This window comes from Vibrio cyclitrophicus (genome assembly GCA_023206055.1).
Lineage (GTDB): Bacteria > Pseudomonadota > Gammaproteobacteria > Enterobacterales > Vibrionaceae > Vibrio > Vibrio cyclitrophicus_A.
On the sequence record CP065367.1, the window covers coordinates 808,686 to 824,452 of the forward strand.

A 15,767-nucleotide genomic window follows, 5' to 3' on the forward strand; every position below is an offset into this window, starting at 1 on the left:
TATATTCTAGCGACTTGAATTTAACTCACATGCTTCATCTGCTCATCCAAGTTAAGTACCGTCAAAGCATTGCTTACGCTGGTTGCAATCACATCAACCACGCCGGTTCTTAATGCGCCTAATAAAGCTAATGGTTTACTGTTCTCGGCAGCTATCGCGATCACTTCTGCTATTGGACGAAACTCTTCTAAGCCTAAGCCTATAACTCGGTCACTCATGACTGTGTTTGCCGCTTTACCGTGAACATCGAAAAAGTCATAACCCGCAAAGTCACCGACTACACCTTGTAATAAACGAGACTGAACAACCTCGCCTGCAGTAAACCAACCTAAGTCGACCATATAGCTGTTTTCGCTCATATCACCGATACCGACTAAAGCGACATCGGCTTTTCGAGCGAGATCGAGGGTCTGCTTAACGGTGCTGTTTTCCATGAATGCGGTTTTTTGCGCTTTATTCTCGGCATAAGCAGGCGCGTACAAGGTTTCAGAAGATCCACCGTATTTCTTGGCCAGCTGCCTGCAGATATGGTCGGCATTAAACATACCGCCTCTTGGGTGAATACCGCCGATACCACACACGAATTTACAGTCACGTGGCGTAATTACGCCAGTGTAGTGAGCAACAGACGATACGTTTCGCCCTTGTCCTACTGTCACCACCATGCCGTTTTTCAAGGTACTGGTTAAATAGTTAGACACTAAACCTGCAACTTGGAGTCGCTGCTTCTCTTCGTTCGGTTGGTCTAGTGCCACAAGTGCACGTTTCACACCAAAGCGTTCAATCAAGCGTTGCTCGATCTTCGCACTAAAGACAGGGTGGTATTTCACCGTGATCTCCACAATACCCTCATCTCGGGCTTGTTTGAGCATTCGACCAACCTTTGCACGAGAGATAGAGTACTTTTTGGAGATCTCTTCTTGTGTCGCGCCATCCTGATAATAAGCAACTGCCACTTCAGTGAGGAGATCAGTGTTTTCTTCGGAAACATCTTGGATATTCTTACTCATATACTACGCAACCTATATTTAACAATTATTTTACCTGCTTTGAGAACAAATGTTCGAGGCATCAGCAAGTGATACACAAGTTTACACCGTGAACATATATAACGGCAAGGAACATTTGTTCACGGTGATAGCCTTGGTTTTATTATTGATTAATTCACCTCACTCTGCCCGTTAAACGTTTGCTTGCATACCCCATGATTACTAGAGCGAAATATATTTGACTGAAGTCACTATACAGGACTATTTACCGTTGACTTTGGTGCTAGATCGGATAAATATGGCTACATCATTTACTCATCGAGCGATCAAATGTTCTGTGCAAATGTTCGTTCGGAGAAAAATTTAAATTAATGTAAGTTTGGCTCACTGGTACAACCATTGAGAACTTCATTAGTTAGCTTGCAAATGCCCACACCTCTCCCATTAACGAGGTGTTATGCGATACATAGGATGATCAAAATGAGCAATAAATTAGAGCAACTTCGTAAACTAACAACTGTTGTAGCTGACACTGGTGATATCGAAGCTATCAGCAAGTACACTCCTGAAGATGCAACAACTAACCCATCTCTAATTCTTAAAGCTGCTCAAATTGCTGAGTACGCACCTCTAATCGATGCTTCTATCGAATACGCTAAAGCGCAAAGCGATGACAAAGCACAGCAAGTTCAAGACACTTGCGACATGCTTAACGTAAACATCGGTAAAGAAATCCTGAAAGTTGTACCTGGCCGTATCTCTACTGAAGTAGATGCTCGTCTTTCTTACGACATGGAAGGCAGCGTTGCTAAAGCTCGTCAACTTATCAAAATGTACAATGACGCTGGCATCACTAACGACCGCATCCTTATCAAACTGGCTTCTACTTGGGAAGGCATCCGTGCTGCTGAAATCCTAGAGAAAGAAGGCATCAACTGTAACCTAACGCTTCTATTCTCTTTCGCTCAAGCTCGTGCTTGTGCTGAAGCTGGCGTATTCCTAATCTCTCCTTTTGTAGGTCGCATCATGGACTGGTACAAAGCGAAAGAAGGTCGTGATTTCGAAGCTTCAGAAGATCCAGGCGTAATCTCTGTTTCTGATATCTACAACTACTACAAAGACCACGGTTACAAGACTGTTGTTATGGGCGCAAGCTTCCGTAACATCGGCGAGATCCTTGAACTTGCTGGTTGTGACCGTCTAACTATCGCACCTCAACTTCTAGCTGACCTAGAAGCAGCAGAAGGCGAAGTAGTAGAGAAGCTAATCGACTCTAACGGTACTAAAGAGCGTCCAGCAGCGATGACTCACGCTGAGTTCCTATGGGACCACAACCAAGACGCAATGGCTGTAGAGAAGCTAGCTGAAGGCATCCGCAACTTCGCCGTTGACCAAGGCAAACTAGAAGACATGATCGCAGCCAAGCTGTAATCACTCTTACCAAATTCAAATAGGGGAACGTTCAGTTCCCCTACTTTTATCAATTTTGTTTTTCTTAATTTTTATTCGGAAGTTCTTATGAATCGCAAACATCTAGCTAACGCTATTCGTGCTCTAAGCATGGACGGCGTACAACAAGCAAACTCTGGTCACCCAGGCGCACCTATGGGTATGGCTGACATCGCTGAAGTACTTTGGCGTTCTCACCTAAACCACAACCCAGCAAACCCAGAGTGGGCTGACCGCGACCGTTTTATCCTGTCTAACGGCCACGGTTCAATGCTGATTTACTCTCTGCTTCACCTAGCAGGTTACGAGCTTTCAATTGAAGACCTTAAGAACTTCCGTCAACTGCACTCTAAGACGCCTGGTCACCCAGAGTACGGGTACGCACCTGGTATCGAGACGACTACAGGTCCTCTAGGTCAAGGCATCACCAACGCTGTTGGTATGGCGATGGCTGAGAAAGCACTGGCGGCACAGTTCAACAAAGAAGGCCACGACATCGTAGACCACTACACTTATGCATTCATGGGTGATGGCTGTCTGATGGAAGGTATTTCTCACGAAGCGTGTTCTCTAGCAGGTACGCTAGGTCTTGGTAAGCTGGTTGCTTTCTGGGATGACAACGGCATCTCTATCGATGGCGAAGTTGAAGGTTGGTTCTCTGACGATACACCTAAGCGTTTTGAAGCTTACGGCTGGCACGTAATTCCAGCAGTTGATGGTCACAATGCTGACGCTATCAACGCGGCTATCGAAGCAGCTAAAGCGGATCCTCGTCCGACTCTAATCTGTACTAAAACAGTAATCGGTTTTGGTTCTCCAAACAAAGCAGGTACGCACGACTGTCACGGTGCACCATTAGGCGCTGACGAAATCGCAGCAACTCGTAAGCAACTAGGTTGGGAGCACGGTCCTTTTGAAATTCCGTCGGAAGTTTACTCAGAGTGGGATGCGAAAGAAGCAGGCGCAGCTAAGGAAGCAGCGTGGAACGAGAAACTTGCAGCTTATGAAGCAGCATACCCTGAGCTGGCAGCTGAATTCAAACGCCGCGTAAACGGTGATCTTCCTACTGAATGGGAAGAAAAAGCATCGGCAATCATCGCTGATCTTCAAGCTAACCCAGCAAACATCGCATCACGTAAAGCATCTCAAAATGCGCTAGAAGCGTTTGGTGCTATGCTACCTGAATTCATGGGCGGCTCTGCTGACCTTGCGCCTTCTAACCTGACTATGTGGTCTGGTTCTAAGTCTCTTGAAGCAAATGACTTCTCTGGTAACTACATCCACTACGGTGTACGTGAATTCGGTATGACGGCTATCATGAACGGTATCGCTCTGCACGGTGGTTTCGTACCATACGGCGCAACGTTCCTAATGTTCATGGAATACGCGCGTAACGCAATGCGTATGGCTGCTCTGATGAAAACTCAGAACATCCAAGTTTACACGCACGATTCTATCGGCCTAGGCGAAGATGGTCCGACTCACCAACCGGTTGAGCAGATCGCTTCTCTACGTCTGACTCCAAACATGAGCACATGGCGTCCATGTGACCAAGTTGAGTCTGCTGTTGCTTGGAAACTGGCAATCGAACGCAAAGATGGTCCTTCTGCACTTATCTTCTCTCGTCAAAACCTTGCACAACAAGATCGTGACGCAGAGCAAGTGGCAAACATCGCTAAGGGTGGTTACATCCTGAAAGATTGCGCTGGTAAGCCAGAGCTAATCATCATTGCAACTGGTTCTGAAGTTGAACTAGCGGTTAGCGCTGCTGCTGAACTAACAGCTGAAGGCAAGAAAGTACGCGTAGTCTCTATGCCTGCAACTGACGCATTCGACAAGCAAGACGCGCAGTACCGTGAATCTGTACTTCCATCTGACGTAACTGCACGTATCGCAGTAGAAGCTGGCATCGCTGACTTCTGGTACAAGTACGTTGGCTTCGGTGGCAAGATCATCGGTATGACAACGTTCGGCGAATCTGCACCAGCAGGCGAGCTGTTCAAGATGTTCGGTTTCACTACTGAAAACGTAGTAAACACAGCAAAAGAGCTTCTAGCTTAGTCTTGATTAAATTGTCTCACCCTAAAATGGGTTGATACATACTGAAAGCCCTGTATGAAAATGCGGGGCTTTTTTGTATCTGTTGTCTGTTGTCTACTAATTGTTAACTGTTCTTTTGGCCCACAAAAAAGCCCTGCTAATTTCGCAAGGCTTTCTCTTATTTCTCAGTCGGCGTAAATCTAACCACTATTTCTCTTCGAAACGCTTCGCCAATTGATAGAATTCATTCACTTGCTCTTTGAGCTCTTTCGAATGATCTTTAACTGAATGTGTCGCCACTAGGTTTTGCTCGGCGGTTGAGGCGATAGACTGCATATGAAGGTTTACATCACTCGATAACTGACGCTGTTTATGCGCAGAACTTTCAACCGATTGCATTAACTCGTTCATCGATTGCATTAAGGTTTCAACCTCAGACAAGCGTTCTGAGCTTACCTTTGCTACATCGCCACTCGCGTCTGTCTGTTCTCTGTTAGCCAGAATATCTTTTTGCCAACCTTCAATCGTTGCGAGCATAGTATCAATGCTCTCTTTGATTTGAACCGTCGCCTTAGATGTTCGACCCGATAACGCACGCACTTCATCGGCAACCACGGCGAAACCTCGACCTTGTTCGCCCGCTCTCGCTGCTTCTATCGCTGCGTTCAAAGCCAACAGGTTGGTTTGCTCGGCAATGCCACCGATCTCTTCCATGATCTTACTGACGCTTTGTGCTTGGTCGCTCAACTGATACGTCGTGTGTGTTGCTTTCTCGGCCTGTGAAGCTAGGTTTTCTAGGTTACGGTGAGTTTGGTTAATACTCTCTTTAGCACCCGCACAGGTTTGTAGAGTCACATCAACAATCTGGTGTGCTTCCTCAGTGCGAGAAGAGACCTCATTCGCCGTGACTTCAACCTCTTCCGTCGCTTCACGCACTTGTAGAATGTCTTTTGTTTGTTGATCTAACGCTTCTGATACTTCAAATGATGTGGCATTCAGATTATCAGCCAAATCTTGCAGTGGTTTCGCAGAGTCGGTCATGCGGCCTAATACCGTGCGAATTCGAGCAGACAACAACTTCAAGTGAAAATCGGCTACTGAGAATTTGCTGTTACCTGAATAAACTAGGCGGCTCACACTATCAAATTTCGACTGCAGTTTTTTCAGCTGTAAGGGAGTATCAATCAGCTCTTGTCGGAAAAGCAGAGCTAATGCAGAAACAGGCAGCAAGCTAAGAAGCCATTGGGATACTTGCCCTACTTCGACAAGATTTGAAACCAGAGGCGCAGCCAGAGAGCCCAATAACACAGCATAGCGAACACTATCACTGATCTGTAATGACCATTGGCGGCCAGATTTCTCAGCCTTCAATAACCCTTGGTAGGCCTTATCTGCAATCTGTACCCACTCGTTCTTCGGTTTAACACGAACAGACTGATAACCACTCACCTTACCGCTCTCGTAGATTGGGGTAACGTAAGCATCAACCCAGTAATATCCACCAGATTTAGTCTTATTTTTTACGATCCCGCGCCACGCCTTACCTTGCTTAAGGTTTACCCACATGTCGGCGAACGCCGCTTTAGGCATATCACCATGCCTAACAATATTGTGGTGTTGCCCTAGCAATTCTTGCTGGCTGTATTCTGCGATACGACAAAAAGCATCATTACTGTAAGTAATCACGCCTTTAAGGTCGGTCGTCGAGACAAGTTGTTCGTTTTCGCTGAGAAGCGTTTCACGAGATTGAGAAGATGAGCTGACAGTCATTATATTAACTTTTGTTAATTATTATTTTAGGCGAGGAATATATACAATTATTAAAGTTATGACAAAATGTGAACATCACATTTTGTGTAAATGACTGCTATTTAAGCAAAAATAAGCCAGTGACCTCACAAAGCTCAATGCATCACATATCTTCAAGCCAACGTTTATGACTCATCTAAGTTCACTGCGGTACTAAACTTCACCGTTCTCATTGATACAGAGGTGTGGAACTTTCGAATGTTTAAGTCTTTACGCAGCACCCGCTCCACAAAATCTTCATATGCTTGAATGTCTTTGACCGTAACAATCAACATGAAGTCAAAGCTGCCGGAAATCTGATAACACTGAGTAACTTCCGCAGCCTTTGAAATAGAGTGGCGAAATATCTGATAGATATCCCCTCGATCTCGCTCCATTTCCACAGACACAACCAAAGTCATCTTACTGCCAGTAAGCTCAGGATTGATGATAGACACATCACCCACGATCACGCCTTCTTCTCTCAGGCGCTTCACTCGCTTCAAGCAAGCAGGCGGTGATAAGCCAACAATCTCCGCCAGTGCTTGATTAGGAATTCGGTTGTTCTTTTGAAGCTCTACCAGAATGCTTCGATCTATACGGTCTATTTCCATAATTTCTTAGAACCATAGTTTTGTTACTTATAATTTCCAATACTACGATAATTAAAAAATCTCATGCAACTTTACAAAGCCATTTCAAAATTACGATCACAACAATCGCGATAAAATCTTCTCATACAACACAATCGAATAATGGTCGTAACAATGAAATTCACTTATCAATTTTTTAAAGAACTCCTTAAAGAGATTTTCGATGTCACATCGACGCTGTTTCGAATCATGATTCCAATCATCATCGTGATAAAAGTGATCGAAGAGCTCGGCGGTATCGTGATTCTTAGCGAATGGTTAAGCCCTATAATGGAAAGCGTTGGCTTGCCAAAAGAGATGGGCTTGGTATGGGCAACCACCATACTCACTAACATCTATGCTGGGTTAATCATTCTCATCAGTTCCGATGTTCCCCTTACTGTCGCTCAAGCCTCCGTATTAGGCAGCATGATGCTTCTCGCCCATTCACTGCCAATCGAAGGTGCAATAGCCAAAAAAGCAGGCGTGAGTTGGTTGGCGACCTTATCAGTCAGAGTTGGCGGCAGCTTGGTATTAGCATGGCTGCTGAACCTCAGTTATCAATATGGTGACTTACTCAACTACCCCGCGACTGTACTTTGGCAACCGGAAGTATCAACGGATACAAGTTACCTCACCTGGGCATTGGATCAGCTTAAGAGTTTTGCGGTTATCTTTATGGTGATCTCAGCACTATTACTGCTACTCAAGATTTTAAAGCTTGTCGGAATTGAAAAACTGATGGCAGTAATATTGAGACCATTCTTGAGGTTATTGGGAATCAGCAAAGACGCGACCAACCTAACCATCATAGGGATTACTCTTGGCCTTTCGTTTGGGGGCGGACTATTAATCAATGAAGCGAAAAAGGGACACATCTCCGCAAGAGACGTATTCACAGCAATCATGTTGCTCAACCTACTCCACAGCCTGATAGAAGATACTTTGTTGATCCTGCTGATAGGAGCCGATTTCTACACCATATTCTGGGGAAGGCTCGTATTCTCAGTACTCGTTATCGCTTTGATATCTAACGTCATCAAGCGTATCAACCCAAGTGTTTGTGAGCGATACTTTTATCGCGATGTATCCCAATCTTAGAAGCGCTAAACACTCGCTTACCTGTTACGAAAGAGCCTAAACTTGGGCTCTTTTTACTCTTCCATAGCCCCGTATCGCAGTTCCAACGTGAAGTCCCCCTTCGTGAAGCCCTTAAAATCATGCTTGAACAACTAATTAATACTATTTCTCGTGAAAATAATTTGAGAATGAGTATTTACTAATCACTCAATTATTACGTGCATTTATTAAACATAAAAAATAGGACATCGATTTAGTTAATAAATCTCCGACACCTTATATAAAGCACTCTCCAGCATAGTAACCATAATCCTAACATTGTTATTAATCATTAAGACTATCAATTATTAATGCATCCAAACTCACTAAATAACTGACAATAAAATAAATAGTCGATCTTATTTGATATTAACTCTTAATGTTGAAAGCGGAACGGATAATGATTTGTGATAATTATCAGTTTGATTGGTTAATTTTATAAATATATTTTGTTACATAATCAAAAATGATGGCTTGATATAAAAATGTCACACAAAACAATGGCTTTAATGGTTCTACTTTTCTCCTCACTGTCACAGGCTTCCACCACTGAGAATGATGAACTGTTGCTCAAGTCATTGATTGAAAGAGGCGTTATTTGTCCCGGCTTAACCTACGAGGACAACCGCGAAGCTTTACGTATCTATCTCAACGCAAAGCAAGTGAAAGGCCGTCAGTTTGATTTGAAAAATAAGCAAGAAATAGAAAGTACTAATGAGTCTAGTAATACAAACGAGATAGAAAGAAAAAAACGAGTTAACTAATAAACGTCAGATACCTAAAACACCAAAAGAGTGTATTAAGCCAAACTCGGACAACCATTCTGAATAAGGCGAGTTGATTCTGATATCGACATGGAAATACAAAAAGGAAATGTAATGAAGATAATGAGAAAAACATTGCTAGCTTCAGCAATGCTTACTCTATTTAGCGTCAGTAGTTATGCTAAAACACCGATTGATTTAGGTGTTGTTAATGAAGACAAACTAATTGAAATGCTAGTAAGACAAGGCTTAGTCGAACAAGACGCAAGTGATATTGCAAAACACGATGCTCTTGACCGTTATTTAAAGAACAAGCTCAACTCTGGCTTTAAAGGCGATGCCCAGTTCGGTAAAAAAGCATTAGAGCAACGAGCGAAAATACTCAAAGCCATCGAAAAAGGGTCTGGCGTTAAAAAAGCGAGCGTCTTTGCTTTGGAAGTCGGCACCAAGCGTACCGATAAAGTGCTCGCGCTATTGGTTGATTTCCCGGATTTGAACTGGGATGACAACAAGCTAACCGAAGAGCACACGCAAATGCTCTACGAGAGCTACAACCCAGAACATTATCAAGAATTGTTGTTTTCTAATTCGGGTTACACAGGGCCAAATGGCGAAAACCTAATTTCGATGCGCCAATATTACCAAAATGAATCGGGTGACAGTTACAGCGTTGCGGGCCAAGCTGCGGGTTGGTATCGCGCCTCGAAACCTGCGTCTTTCTATGGTGGTAACTCCCCGACTACCGACAATGACTTGAACGCACAAGAACTGGTTCGTGAAGCGCTAAATCAATTGGCTCAAGATCCGAGCATCAACCTCGCGGATTACGACATCGAAGATCGTTACGATTACGACGGCGATGGAAACTTCCGTGAACCCGATGGCGTGATTGATCACCTAATGGTGTTTCACGCATCCGTAGGTGAAGAAGCCGGTGGTGGTGTTTTAGGCCCTGATGCAATCTGGTCTCATCGATTCAACCTTGGTCGCACACATGTGTTAGAAGGCACCTCTAGCTCGCTTCCAGACCGCTTTAATGGCCAATACGCAGCATTTGATTACACGATTCAGCCGATTGATGCGGCAGCGGGTGTTTGTGCTCACGAATATGGTCACGATTTAGGTCTGCCAGACGAGTACGACACGCAATACACAGGCAAAGGTGAGCCCGTTTCATACTGGTCTATCATGTCTTCTGGCAGCTGGGCCGGTCAAATTGGTGGTACTCAACCAACCGCATTCAGTTCTTGGGCAAAACACTTCCTACAGAAGTCGATTGGTGGTCGTTGGATTAACGATGATCAAATCTCAATTGATGACCTAGAAGACAACCCACAGGTTTATACGCTGTTCCAAACCACGGACAACAGCCGTCCGAACATGATTAAAGTGGATCTTCCAGAGAAACAAATCGAGGGTTTGAAACCGTTTGCTGGTGAGTACTCTTTCCACTCTCAAAAAGGCGATGACCTAAAAAGCAGCATGACTCGTAAGCTGTTGATTCCAGAGGGTAACTCAGCGCTGCTTTCATTCAAAACTTGGTACGAAATCGAGAAAGATTACGACTTTGCACGCGTACTCGTGAATGGACAAGCCATCGTAGGCAATATCACCTCAATGGATGACCCATACAACACGGGTCTAGTCCCTGCGATTGGTGGTGAGTCTGGCGGTTGGATTGATGCTGAGTTTGACGTTTCACAATGGACAGGCCAAGAAGTAGAGCTTTCGTTTGAGTACATCACAGATGGTGGCTTGGCGATGGAAGGTTTCTATCTAGATAACCTTACTGTGGTTGTCGATGGTGACGTAACCGAGATAGACGATGGTGAAAGCAACTCCACCTTTGCCCTTAATGGCTACAAGCTCAGTAATGGATTCCATCAAGCCCAGCACTACTACCTACTGCAATGGCGCAGCCACATGGATGTTGATGAAGGCCTAGCTAACATCAAACGCATGGGTCAATTGATGTCGTTCGATCCGGGCCTGATCATTTGGTATGTCGACGAATCTCTTACCGATAACTGGGTTGGCAAACACCCAGGTGAAGGTTGGTTAGGTGTTGTAGACGCAGACCAAAATGCCATGGTATGGGAAAACTCAGGCGAAGTTGCTCAAACTCGCTACCAAGTTCGAGATGCTGCGTTCTCACTCAAAGATCACACGCCAATGCGACTTGTAAACAGTGACAATGACGTACTTGAAGACACCAGTTTGGTGAGTAATGCCAGTTTCTCTGACGACCAAGATTACACATCACCTCAAGCACCCGATTCAGGGCGTATCCTGACTGAATTTGGTTTAGCGGTTGATATTGTCAATCAGAGTGACAACAACGAATACGGCGTAGTGCGCTTATCTAAAGTAAGCCAACACAACATCACGCCGACTGCGAACTTCGAGCTTAACGTTAATGGTCTCAATGTTTCTGCAAGCAACTTCAGTTCTGACCAAGACGGTGAAATTACTCGCTACCTATGGGACTTTGGTAACGGTGCAACAAGCAACGAAATGGCACCAACTTGGTCTTACGAGCAAGCCGGTGATTACACGGTGAGCTTGACTGTTGTCGACGACAAAGGCGCCACTGATTCGTTCAGCTCTGTAGTGAATGTTGAATCTCCAAACGCCCTACCGCAAGCAAGTGCGAAGTACATCCACTTGGGACGTTGGGTAACCATGTGGTCAACAAGCTCAGACAGTGATGGTCGTATCGTTGATACTGAATGGACGCTTCCAAATGGAAAAGTGAAACGAGGTCGCACATACACTTCTATCTTCCCTTCATACGGGAAACATGAGGTGACCTTGAAGGTAATCGATGACCAAGGCGGGATTACGACTAAGACCATTATGGTCGACCTATAATTCGCTCCAACCTCAAGTCATTGAAATAAGTACGTAACCAATAACGAGCGTACTGATAAACCAAGCTTAAGTACTGTTGTCATAGGATATAAGCCAAGACAGCAGTTTTAAGAAAACGTTATTATTTAAGCCGTAAGCAAAAGCCCTACCGACATGGTATAATGCCGTTCGGATAAGCATTACTGCTTGAACCTAAACGGATATTTGGCTGGAACAAAGAGGACTGAACGTGGAAACGTTCGGTCCTTTCTTTTATCTGGAAGAATGAAGTGACTCAGACTTTCTCTCATCCTTTTAAGTTTGACTGGTAGGGTTCCGTCTGGACTTAAAGCTAACCAACGTAACTGAGCATCTATAAGGTTAATTGCAGCAGTAAAGCTTACCCTAGTTGCTCGAACCCCGGCTTCTGAAGCTATCTTAACCATCTCTAATCGCACTAAGTTATAGGCGAGTAATACGCCCCAAAGCTCTTGCTTCACACCGGCAGAAAAACGACTTCGTAAAGTGACGTGGCTTTGCAGTTGAGTCTGTTTTATTTCACCATAACCCTCTTCAATCTCCCAGCGTTGCCAATAAATACGCAGCAAGCTTTCTAGCGAGTATTTACTAGGGTCTGTAAGTGAAGTAATAAAACCTTTTATCTCACCTTTTGGCTCTTGATATAAGACTAATCTGGCCTCCCAACGTGCGGGTAAATTTGGGTTCTGCCGTTGAGCTTGAGGAGAGATAGGCATTGAAATGAGCATATCGTTCTCAGCATATTTCTCCAACACTTCATAGCGTAGCTTACGTTTTGCAGGCATTAACCAGTGAGCATTTTCCGCACTCTCTTGCCACGACAACAAAAGGTCTGCCGAGAAATAACAACGATCAAATAAGGTCAATGAGTGTGCGGGGATATCATTGAATAGGCGCTTGGCTAGGGTCGTTTCACCGACATGACAACCATCAAAAGCTGCCCCCATAATCATTCGTGTTTCTGTTGACATCAAAGCGACTAAACGAAGTTGAGGGTAAGGTTTCAATTTTTTAGAGATGAACCCAAATTCTTCAGCGTTCTCTGTGGAATCTTGACACCTAAATGTTGTCCCATCGACAGCAAGAACATTAAGCCCTAAGTCTTTGTCTTGTTGAAGGATATCTTCGCGCCAAGCCTTTACCGTTGTGTGAAACAGAGCCGCTAACGGACTCTCATCTAGACGTCGGCGTGAATCAGTTAGGACACTGGGTGCAACACGAGACCAACTATCTTCAGGTTTAGGCTGAAGTGCGATGTCTAATGAACTGCATACCTCTTTGATAGACATGTTGCGTTGCAGTCCCATCCAAATAACTAACCAGACAGCTTGCTGAGCGGGAAGTCGGCGTCGTCTTATGCTCGCTTTATTGGTTTCAAGAAGAGCTTGTTCTATCCACTCAATCTGAATGGCGTCGACGACAGATTCATAATTGTCGGCATCTTCAATGGTCTCGTGTGCCATTGCTAATTCTTGTTCAAGCATAAAAAATCCCCATCAACATTGTTGATGAGGATTATCTTCTAACTGCAGGATCGTTCAAGTCTTCTTAAACGATCGGCATTATACCGACATGGTAGGGCTTTTTATTTGTCTTTATTCCAAGGAATCGTAATTTGCTCTCAGCAATAGATTTACTGATTCACACTCGATACTCGTTATACAGGCTGCTTTTGAATGCGTGATTTACGTGCGCTGAACGCGAACAGTAAGATAACCGCTAACACGAATGGTAATACGTAGATATTTAGGTTCTGCCACCTTGCAGTCGATTCTAGCCAACCAGATAGCAATGCCGTAACGGTCACACAACCAAACACAACGAATTCATTAAATGCTTGCGCCTTAGCTTTATTTTGAGACTGATAAGACTGGCTAAACAAGCCTGTTGCAGCGATGAACATAAAGTTCCAACCGACACCAAGTACCACCAACGCCGCTCTGAAGTGCCAGATAGATTCGCCATGAATATTGATAGCAATACAAACAACAAATAATACCCCACCCGCCAAAATCATCATTCGCGAACCGAACTTCTCGATAAGTGAGCCAGTAAAAAATGCCGGAACAAACATACCCAACACGTGCCATTCAATCACACCGGCGGCCTTAGTAAAGTCGAATCCACAGCCGATCATCGCCAATGGTGTCGCCGTCATTAGAATGTTCATCACTGCATAAGCGACCATGGCTGCAAACACAGCACCGATAAAGTTAGGCGCTTTCACAATCACACTGAGAGGATCGGCTTTGGGTGCCTGACTATTAAAAGAGACTTTCGGAAATTGAATGGTTTGTAAGATGAGTAACGCAAGAATGTTCAATCCAATCAAAGAAGCAAAGGCACCAATGTACAAACCATCTTGCGACCACTGCTGAGACATAATCGCTAAGTTCGGCCCCAGTACTGCAGCAAGAACGCCACCAGCCATCGAGATAGAAATGGCTCGATGTCGTGCATTTTCATCACACACTTCGATAGCAGCAAAGCGATAAAGCGTACCAAAGCCAATACCGATACCGAGCAAAAATGTGGCGAAGCAAAACAAGTAAAAATGCTGCTGAGATAACGCGTAAGTAGCAAGGCTTGCCCCTGTAATACCCACGACATTACCAATGCTAAACCCTCTCTTTCGTCCTAGCTTACCCGAAATCAAAGACGCAGGAATCGTGGCTGCCATTAAGCCTAAAAACTGCAGCGCAACGGGCAACGTAATCATACTGACACTGGGTGCAATCTGCTTGCCTATCAAGCCAATCACCGAGATCAGTAAGATATTCCCTGTCATCAACAAGGCCTGACACAGTGAGAGTAGCCAAACATTTCTATTCATCTTCGTTCCTAAATATGAGCACAGTTGGTCAATAGACCAAAAATCCAACAAAGTCGCAACACTTTGTTACTTCTAATGAACTCACGAAAGCACTCAATTAAGCAGACTGTAGTCTCGACCTGCGAACAGTATTCCACCAAAGATGCCGTGTTCTTTTCGGCTTGACGTTCTGAACATTGAAATTATCATGACTTAAGATAATAATAATTTTTTGTTATTTATAAGCTTTGTTGTTCATGAGCTTTGTTACTTGGAAAGCTCTTGGATTTATGAGCTACGGAATTTAAAGGTGAGTATGATTAATCCACTTTGGCTCAATACGTTTAAGACTCTGGTTGAAGTTGGTCATTTCACCCAAACTGCAGAAAAGCTGTATATGACACAGCCAGGCGTGAGCCAACATATCAAGAAGCTGGAGCAAGCTTGCAACTGTGACCTGCTATCGCGGGAAAATAAGAGCTTCGAGCTGACCGAACAAGGTCGAATTATGTATCGTTATGCGCTTAAGCTAGAGAAAGACCAAGAAGATCTGTTCGAATCTTTGAGCTTCGATAACCCATATTCTGGGCAATGTAACGTCTCGTGTTCAGGTTCACTCTCTTTGCGTCTTTATCCAGAATTTCTTCAACTTCAGCAGCAACACCGAGAGTTAAACATTCACCTCGAAGCAGCACCGAACCAGAAGATATTGAACGACCTGCTTCAAGGCACAACGGATATCGGCATTGTAAGGCACTCGCCTAACGACAGTTATTACCAAAGCCAAGTGATAGGCAAAGAAGCCTTGTGTCTTATTGTGCATCACAGCCTTGCCGATCTAGAAATTACCCCACAAGTTCTGCACGAAATTGGCCTAATCGCTCACCCCGATTCGGCTCACTATCTGTCTTTGTACTTCGATCTCTGCGGGGATAAAGATCTAGCGAACATTAACATCAACGAAATACCGACGTCTGGTTATATCAATCAGCTTCACCAGATTTTATTGCCTGTATCTAAAGGGCTGGGGTTCACTGTATTACCCGCAGGAGCCGTTGAGCACTTTGCTGAAAGGGACAAGCTGCACGTTGTGCCGCCGAAGGTGGAAGTGGAAGAGACTTTATATTTGGTTCAAAAGCGAAACCGAAAGCTGCCACACCGATACAACACGGTGATTGATCTCATCAAGCAAAACGTCAGCCATTAGTTCAGCACATAGATAAGATTAAAGCCTTTAGCTAGTTCGTTATTTCACGGTAAGAGTTAAAGGCTTTAATATTGAAGT

Annotated in this window: 10 protein-coding genes and 1 pseudogene; 6 read left to right on the top strand and 5 right to left on the bottom strand. The window is 44.4% G+C overall.

Features of this window, described 5'->3' with window-relative positions; translation table 11 throughout:
* Positions 1-20: 20 nt before the first annotated feature.
* Complete coding sequence (locus ITG09_19320; protein UPR55077.1) at positions 21-1,010, bottom strand: sugar-binding transcriptional regulator; 990 nt, start codon at positions 1,008-1,010, stop codon at positions 21-23.
* 459 nt (positions 1,011-1,469) lie between these two features.
* Here ITG09_19320 and tal point away from each other — a divergent pair, with 459 nt between their 5' ends.
* Positions 1,470-2,420: a transaldolase gene (tal, locus tag ITG09_19325; protein ID UPR55078.1), complete on the top strand. Its 951-nt coding sequence runs from the start codon at positions 1,470-1,472 to the stop codon at positions 2,418-2,420.
* 87 nt (positions 2,421-2,507) lie between these two features.
* Complete coding sequence (tkt, locus tag ITG09_19330; protein UPR55079.1) at positions 2,508-4,499, top strand: transketolase; 1,992 nt, start codon at positions 2,508-2,510, stop codon at positions 4,497-4,499.
* A gap of 186 nt (positions 4,500-4,685) precedes the next feature.
* On the opposite strand, the gene ITG09_19335 is transcribed toward tkt, so the two are convergent.
* Both ITG09_19335 and ITG09_19340 read right to left on the bottom strand, forming a co-directional pair.
* A complete protein-coding gene (locus tag ITG09_19335) occupies positions 4,686-6,248 on the bottom strand; it encodes a methyl-accepting chemotaxis protein (protein ID UPR55080.1) in 1,563 nt (520 codons plus the stop codon).
* A gap of 164 nt (positions 6,249-6,412) precedes the next feature.
* A complete protein-coding gene (locus ITG09_19340) occupies positions 6,413-6,880 on the bottom strand; it encodes an Lrp/AsnC family transcriptional regulator (GenBank protein ID UPR55081.1) in 468 nt (155 codons plus the stop codon).
* A 153-nt stretch (positions 6,881-7,033) separates the two neighbouring features.
* Here ITG09_19340 and ITG09_19345 point away from each other — a divergent pair, with 153 nt between their 5' ends.
* The 3 genes and pseudogenes from ITG09_19345 to ITG09_19355 all read left to right on the top strand — a co-directional run bounded on the left by ITG09_19345 (position 7,034) and on the right by ITG09_19355 (position 11,652).
* Positions 7,034-7,999 (top strand): hypothetical protein, encoded by a 966-nt coding sequence (locus ITG09_19345; protein ID UPR55082.1) that lies wholly within the window; start codon positions 7,034-7,036, stop codon positions 7,997-7,999.
* Positions 8,000-8,502: 503 nt separating this feature from the next.
* Positions 8,503-8,848 (top strand): annotated as a pseudogene (locus ITG09_19350) (hypothetical protein).
* A gap of 47 nt (positions 8,849-8,895) precedes the next feature.
* A complete protein-coding gene (locus tag ITG09_19355) occupies positions 8,896-11,652 on the top strand; it encodes an immune inhibitor A (GenBank protein UPR55083.1) in 2,757 nt (918 codons plus the stop codon).
* Positions 11,653-11,831: 179 nt separating this feature from the next.
* Here the strand turns inward: ITG09_19355 and ITG09_19360 are convergent, their stop codons facing one another.
* The gene (locus tag ITG09_19360; GenBank protein ID UPR55084.1) at positions 11,832-13,154 is read right to left on the bottom strand and encodes an IS4 family transposase; all 1,323 of its coding nucleotides are present in this window, start codon (positions 13,152-13,154) and stop codon (positions 11,832-11,834) included.
* 173 nt (positions 13,155-13,327) lie between these two features.
* Positions 13,328-14,503, bottom strand: a complete 1,176-nt coding sequence (locus tag ITG09_19365) for an MFS transporter (protein UPR55085.1) — start codon at positions 14,501-14,503, stop codon at positions 13,328-13,330.
* Positions 14,504-14,798: 295 nt separating this feature from the next.
* Between ITG09_19365 and ITG09_19370 the strand changes: the two genes are divergently transcribed.
* The gene (locus ITG09_19370; GenBank protein UPR55086.1) at positions 14,799-15,689 is read left to right on the top strand and encodes a LysR family transcriptional regulator; all 891 of its coding nucleotides are present in this window, start codon (positions 14,799-14,801) and stop codon (positions 15,687-15,689) included.
* Positions 15,690-15,767: the final 78 nt, after the last annotated feature.

Excerpts from the sequence above, each read along its gene's own strand:
- ITG09_19320 (UPR55077.1), bottom strand. The coding sequence starts at position 1,010 with ATGAGTAAGAATATCCAAGATGTTTCCGAAGAAAACACTGATCTCCTC.
- tal (UPR55078.1), top strand. The coding sequence starts at position 1,470 with ATGAGCAATAAATTAGAGCAACTTCGTAAACTAACAACTGTTGTAGCT.
- tkt (UPR55079.1), top strand. The coding sequence starts at position 2,508 with ATGAATCGCAAACATCTAGCTAACGCTATTCGTGCTCTAAGCATGGAC.
- ITG09_19335 (UPR55080.1), bottom strand. The coding sequence starts at position 6,248 with ATGACTGTCAGCTCATCTTCTCAATCTCGTGAAACGCTTCTCAGCGAA.
- ITG09_19340 (UPR55081.1), bottom strand. The coding sequence starts at position 6,880 with ATGGAAATAGACCGTATAGATCGAAGCATTCTGGTAGAGCTTCAAAAG.
- ITG09_19345 (UPR55082.1), top strand. The coding sequence starts at position 7,034 with ATGAAATTCACTTATCAATTTTTTAAAGAACTCCTTAAAGAGATTTTC.
- ITG09_19355 (UPR55083.1), top strand. The coding sequence starts at position 8,896 with ATGAAGATAATGAGAAAAACATTGCTAGCTTCAGCAATGCTTACTCTA.
- ITG09_19360 (UPR55084.1), bottom strand. The coding sequence starts at position 13,154 with ATGCTTGAACAAGAATTAGCAATGGCACACGAGACCATTGAAGATGCC.
- ITG09_19365 (UPR55085.1), bottom strand. The coding sequence starts at position 14,503 with ATGAATAGAAATGTTTGGCTACTCTCACTGTGTCAGGCCTTGTTGATG.
- ITG09_19370 (UPR55086.1), top strand. The coding sequence starts at position 14,799 with ATGATTAATCCACTTTGGCTCAATACGTTTAAGACTCTGGTTGAAGTT.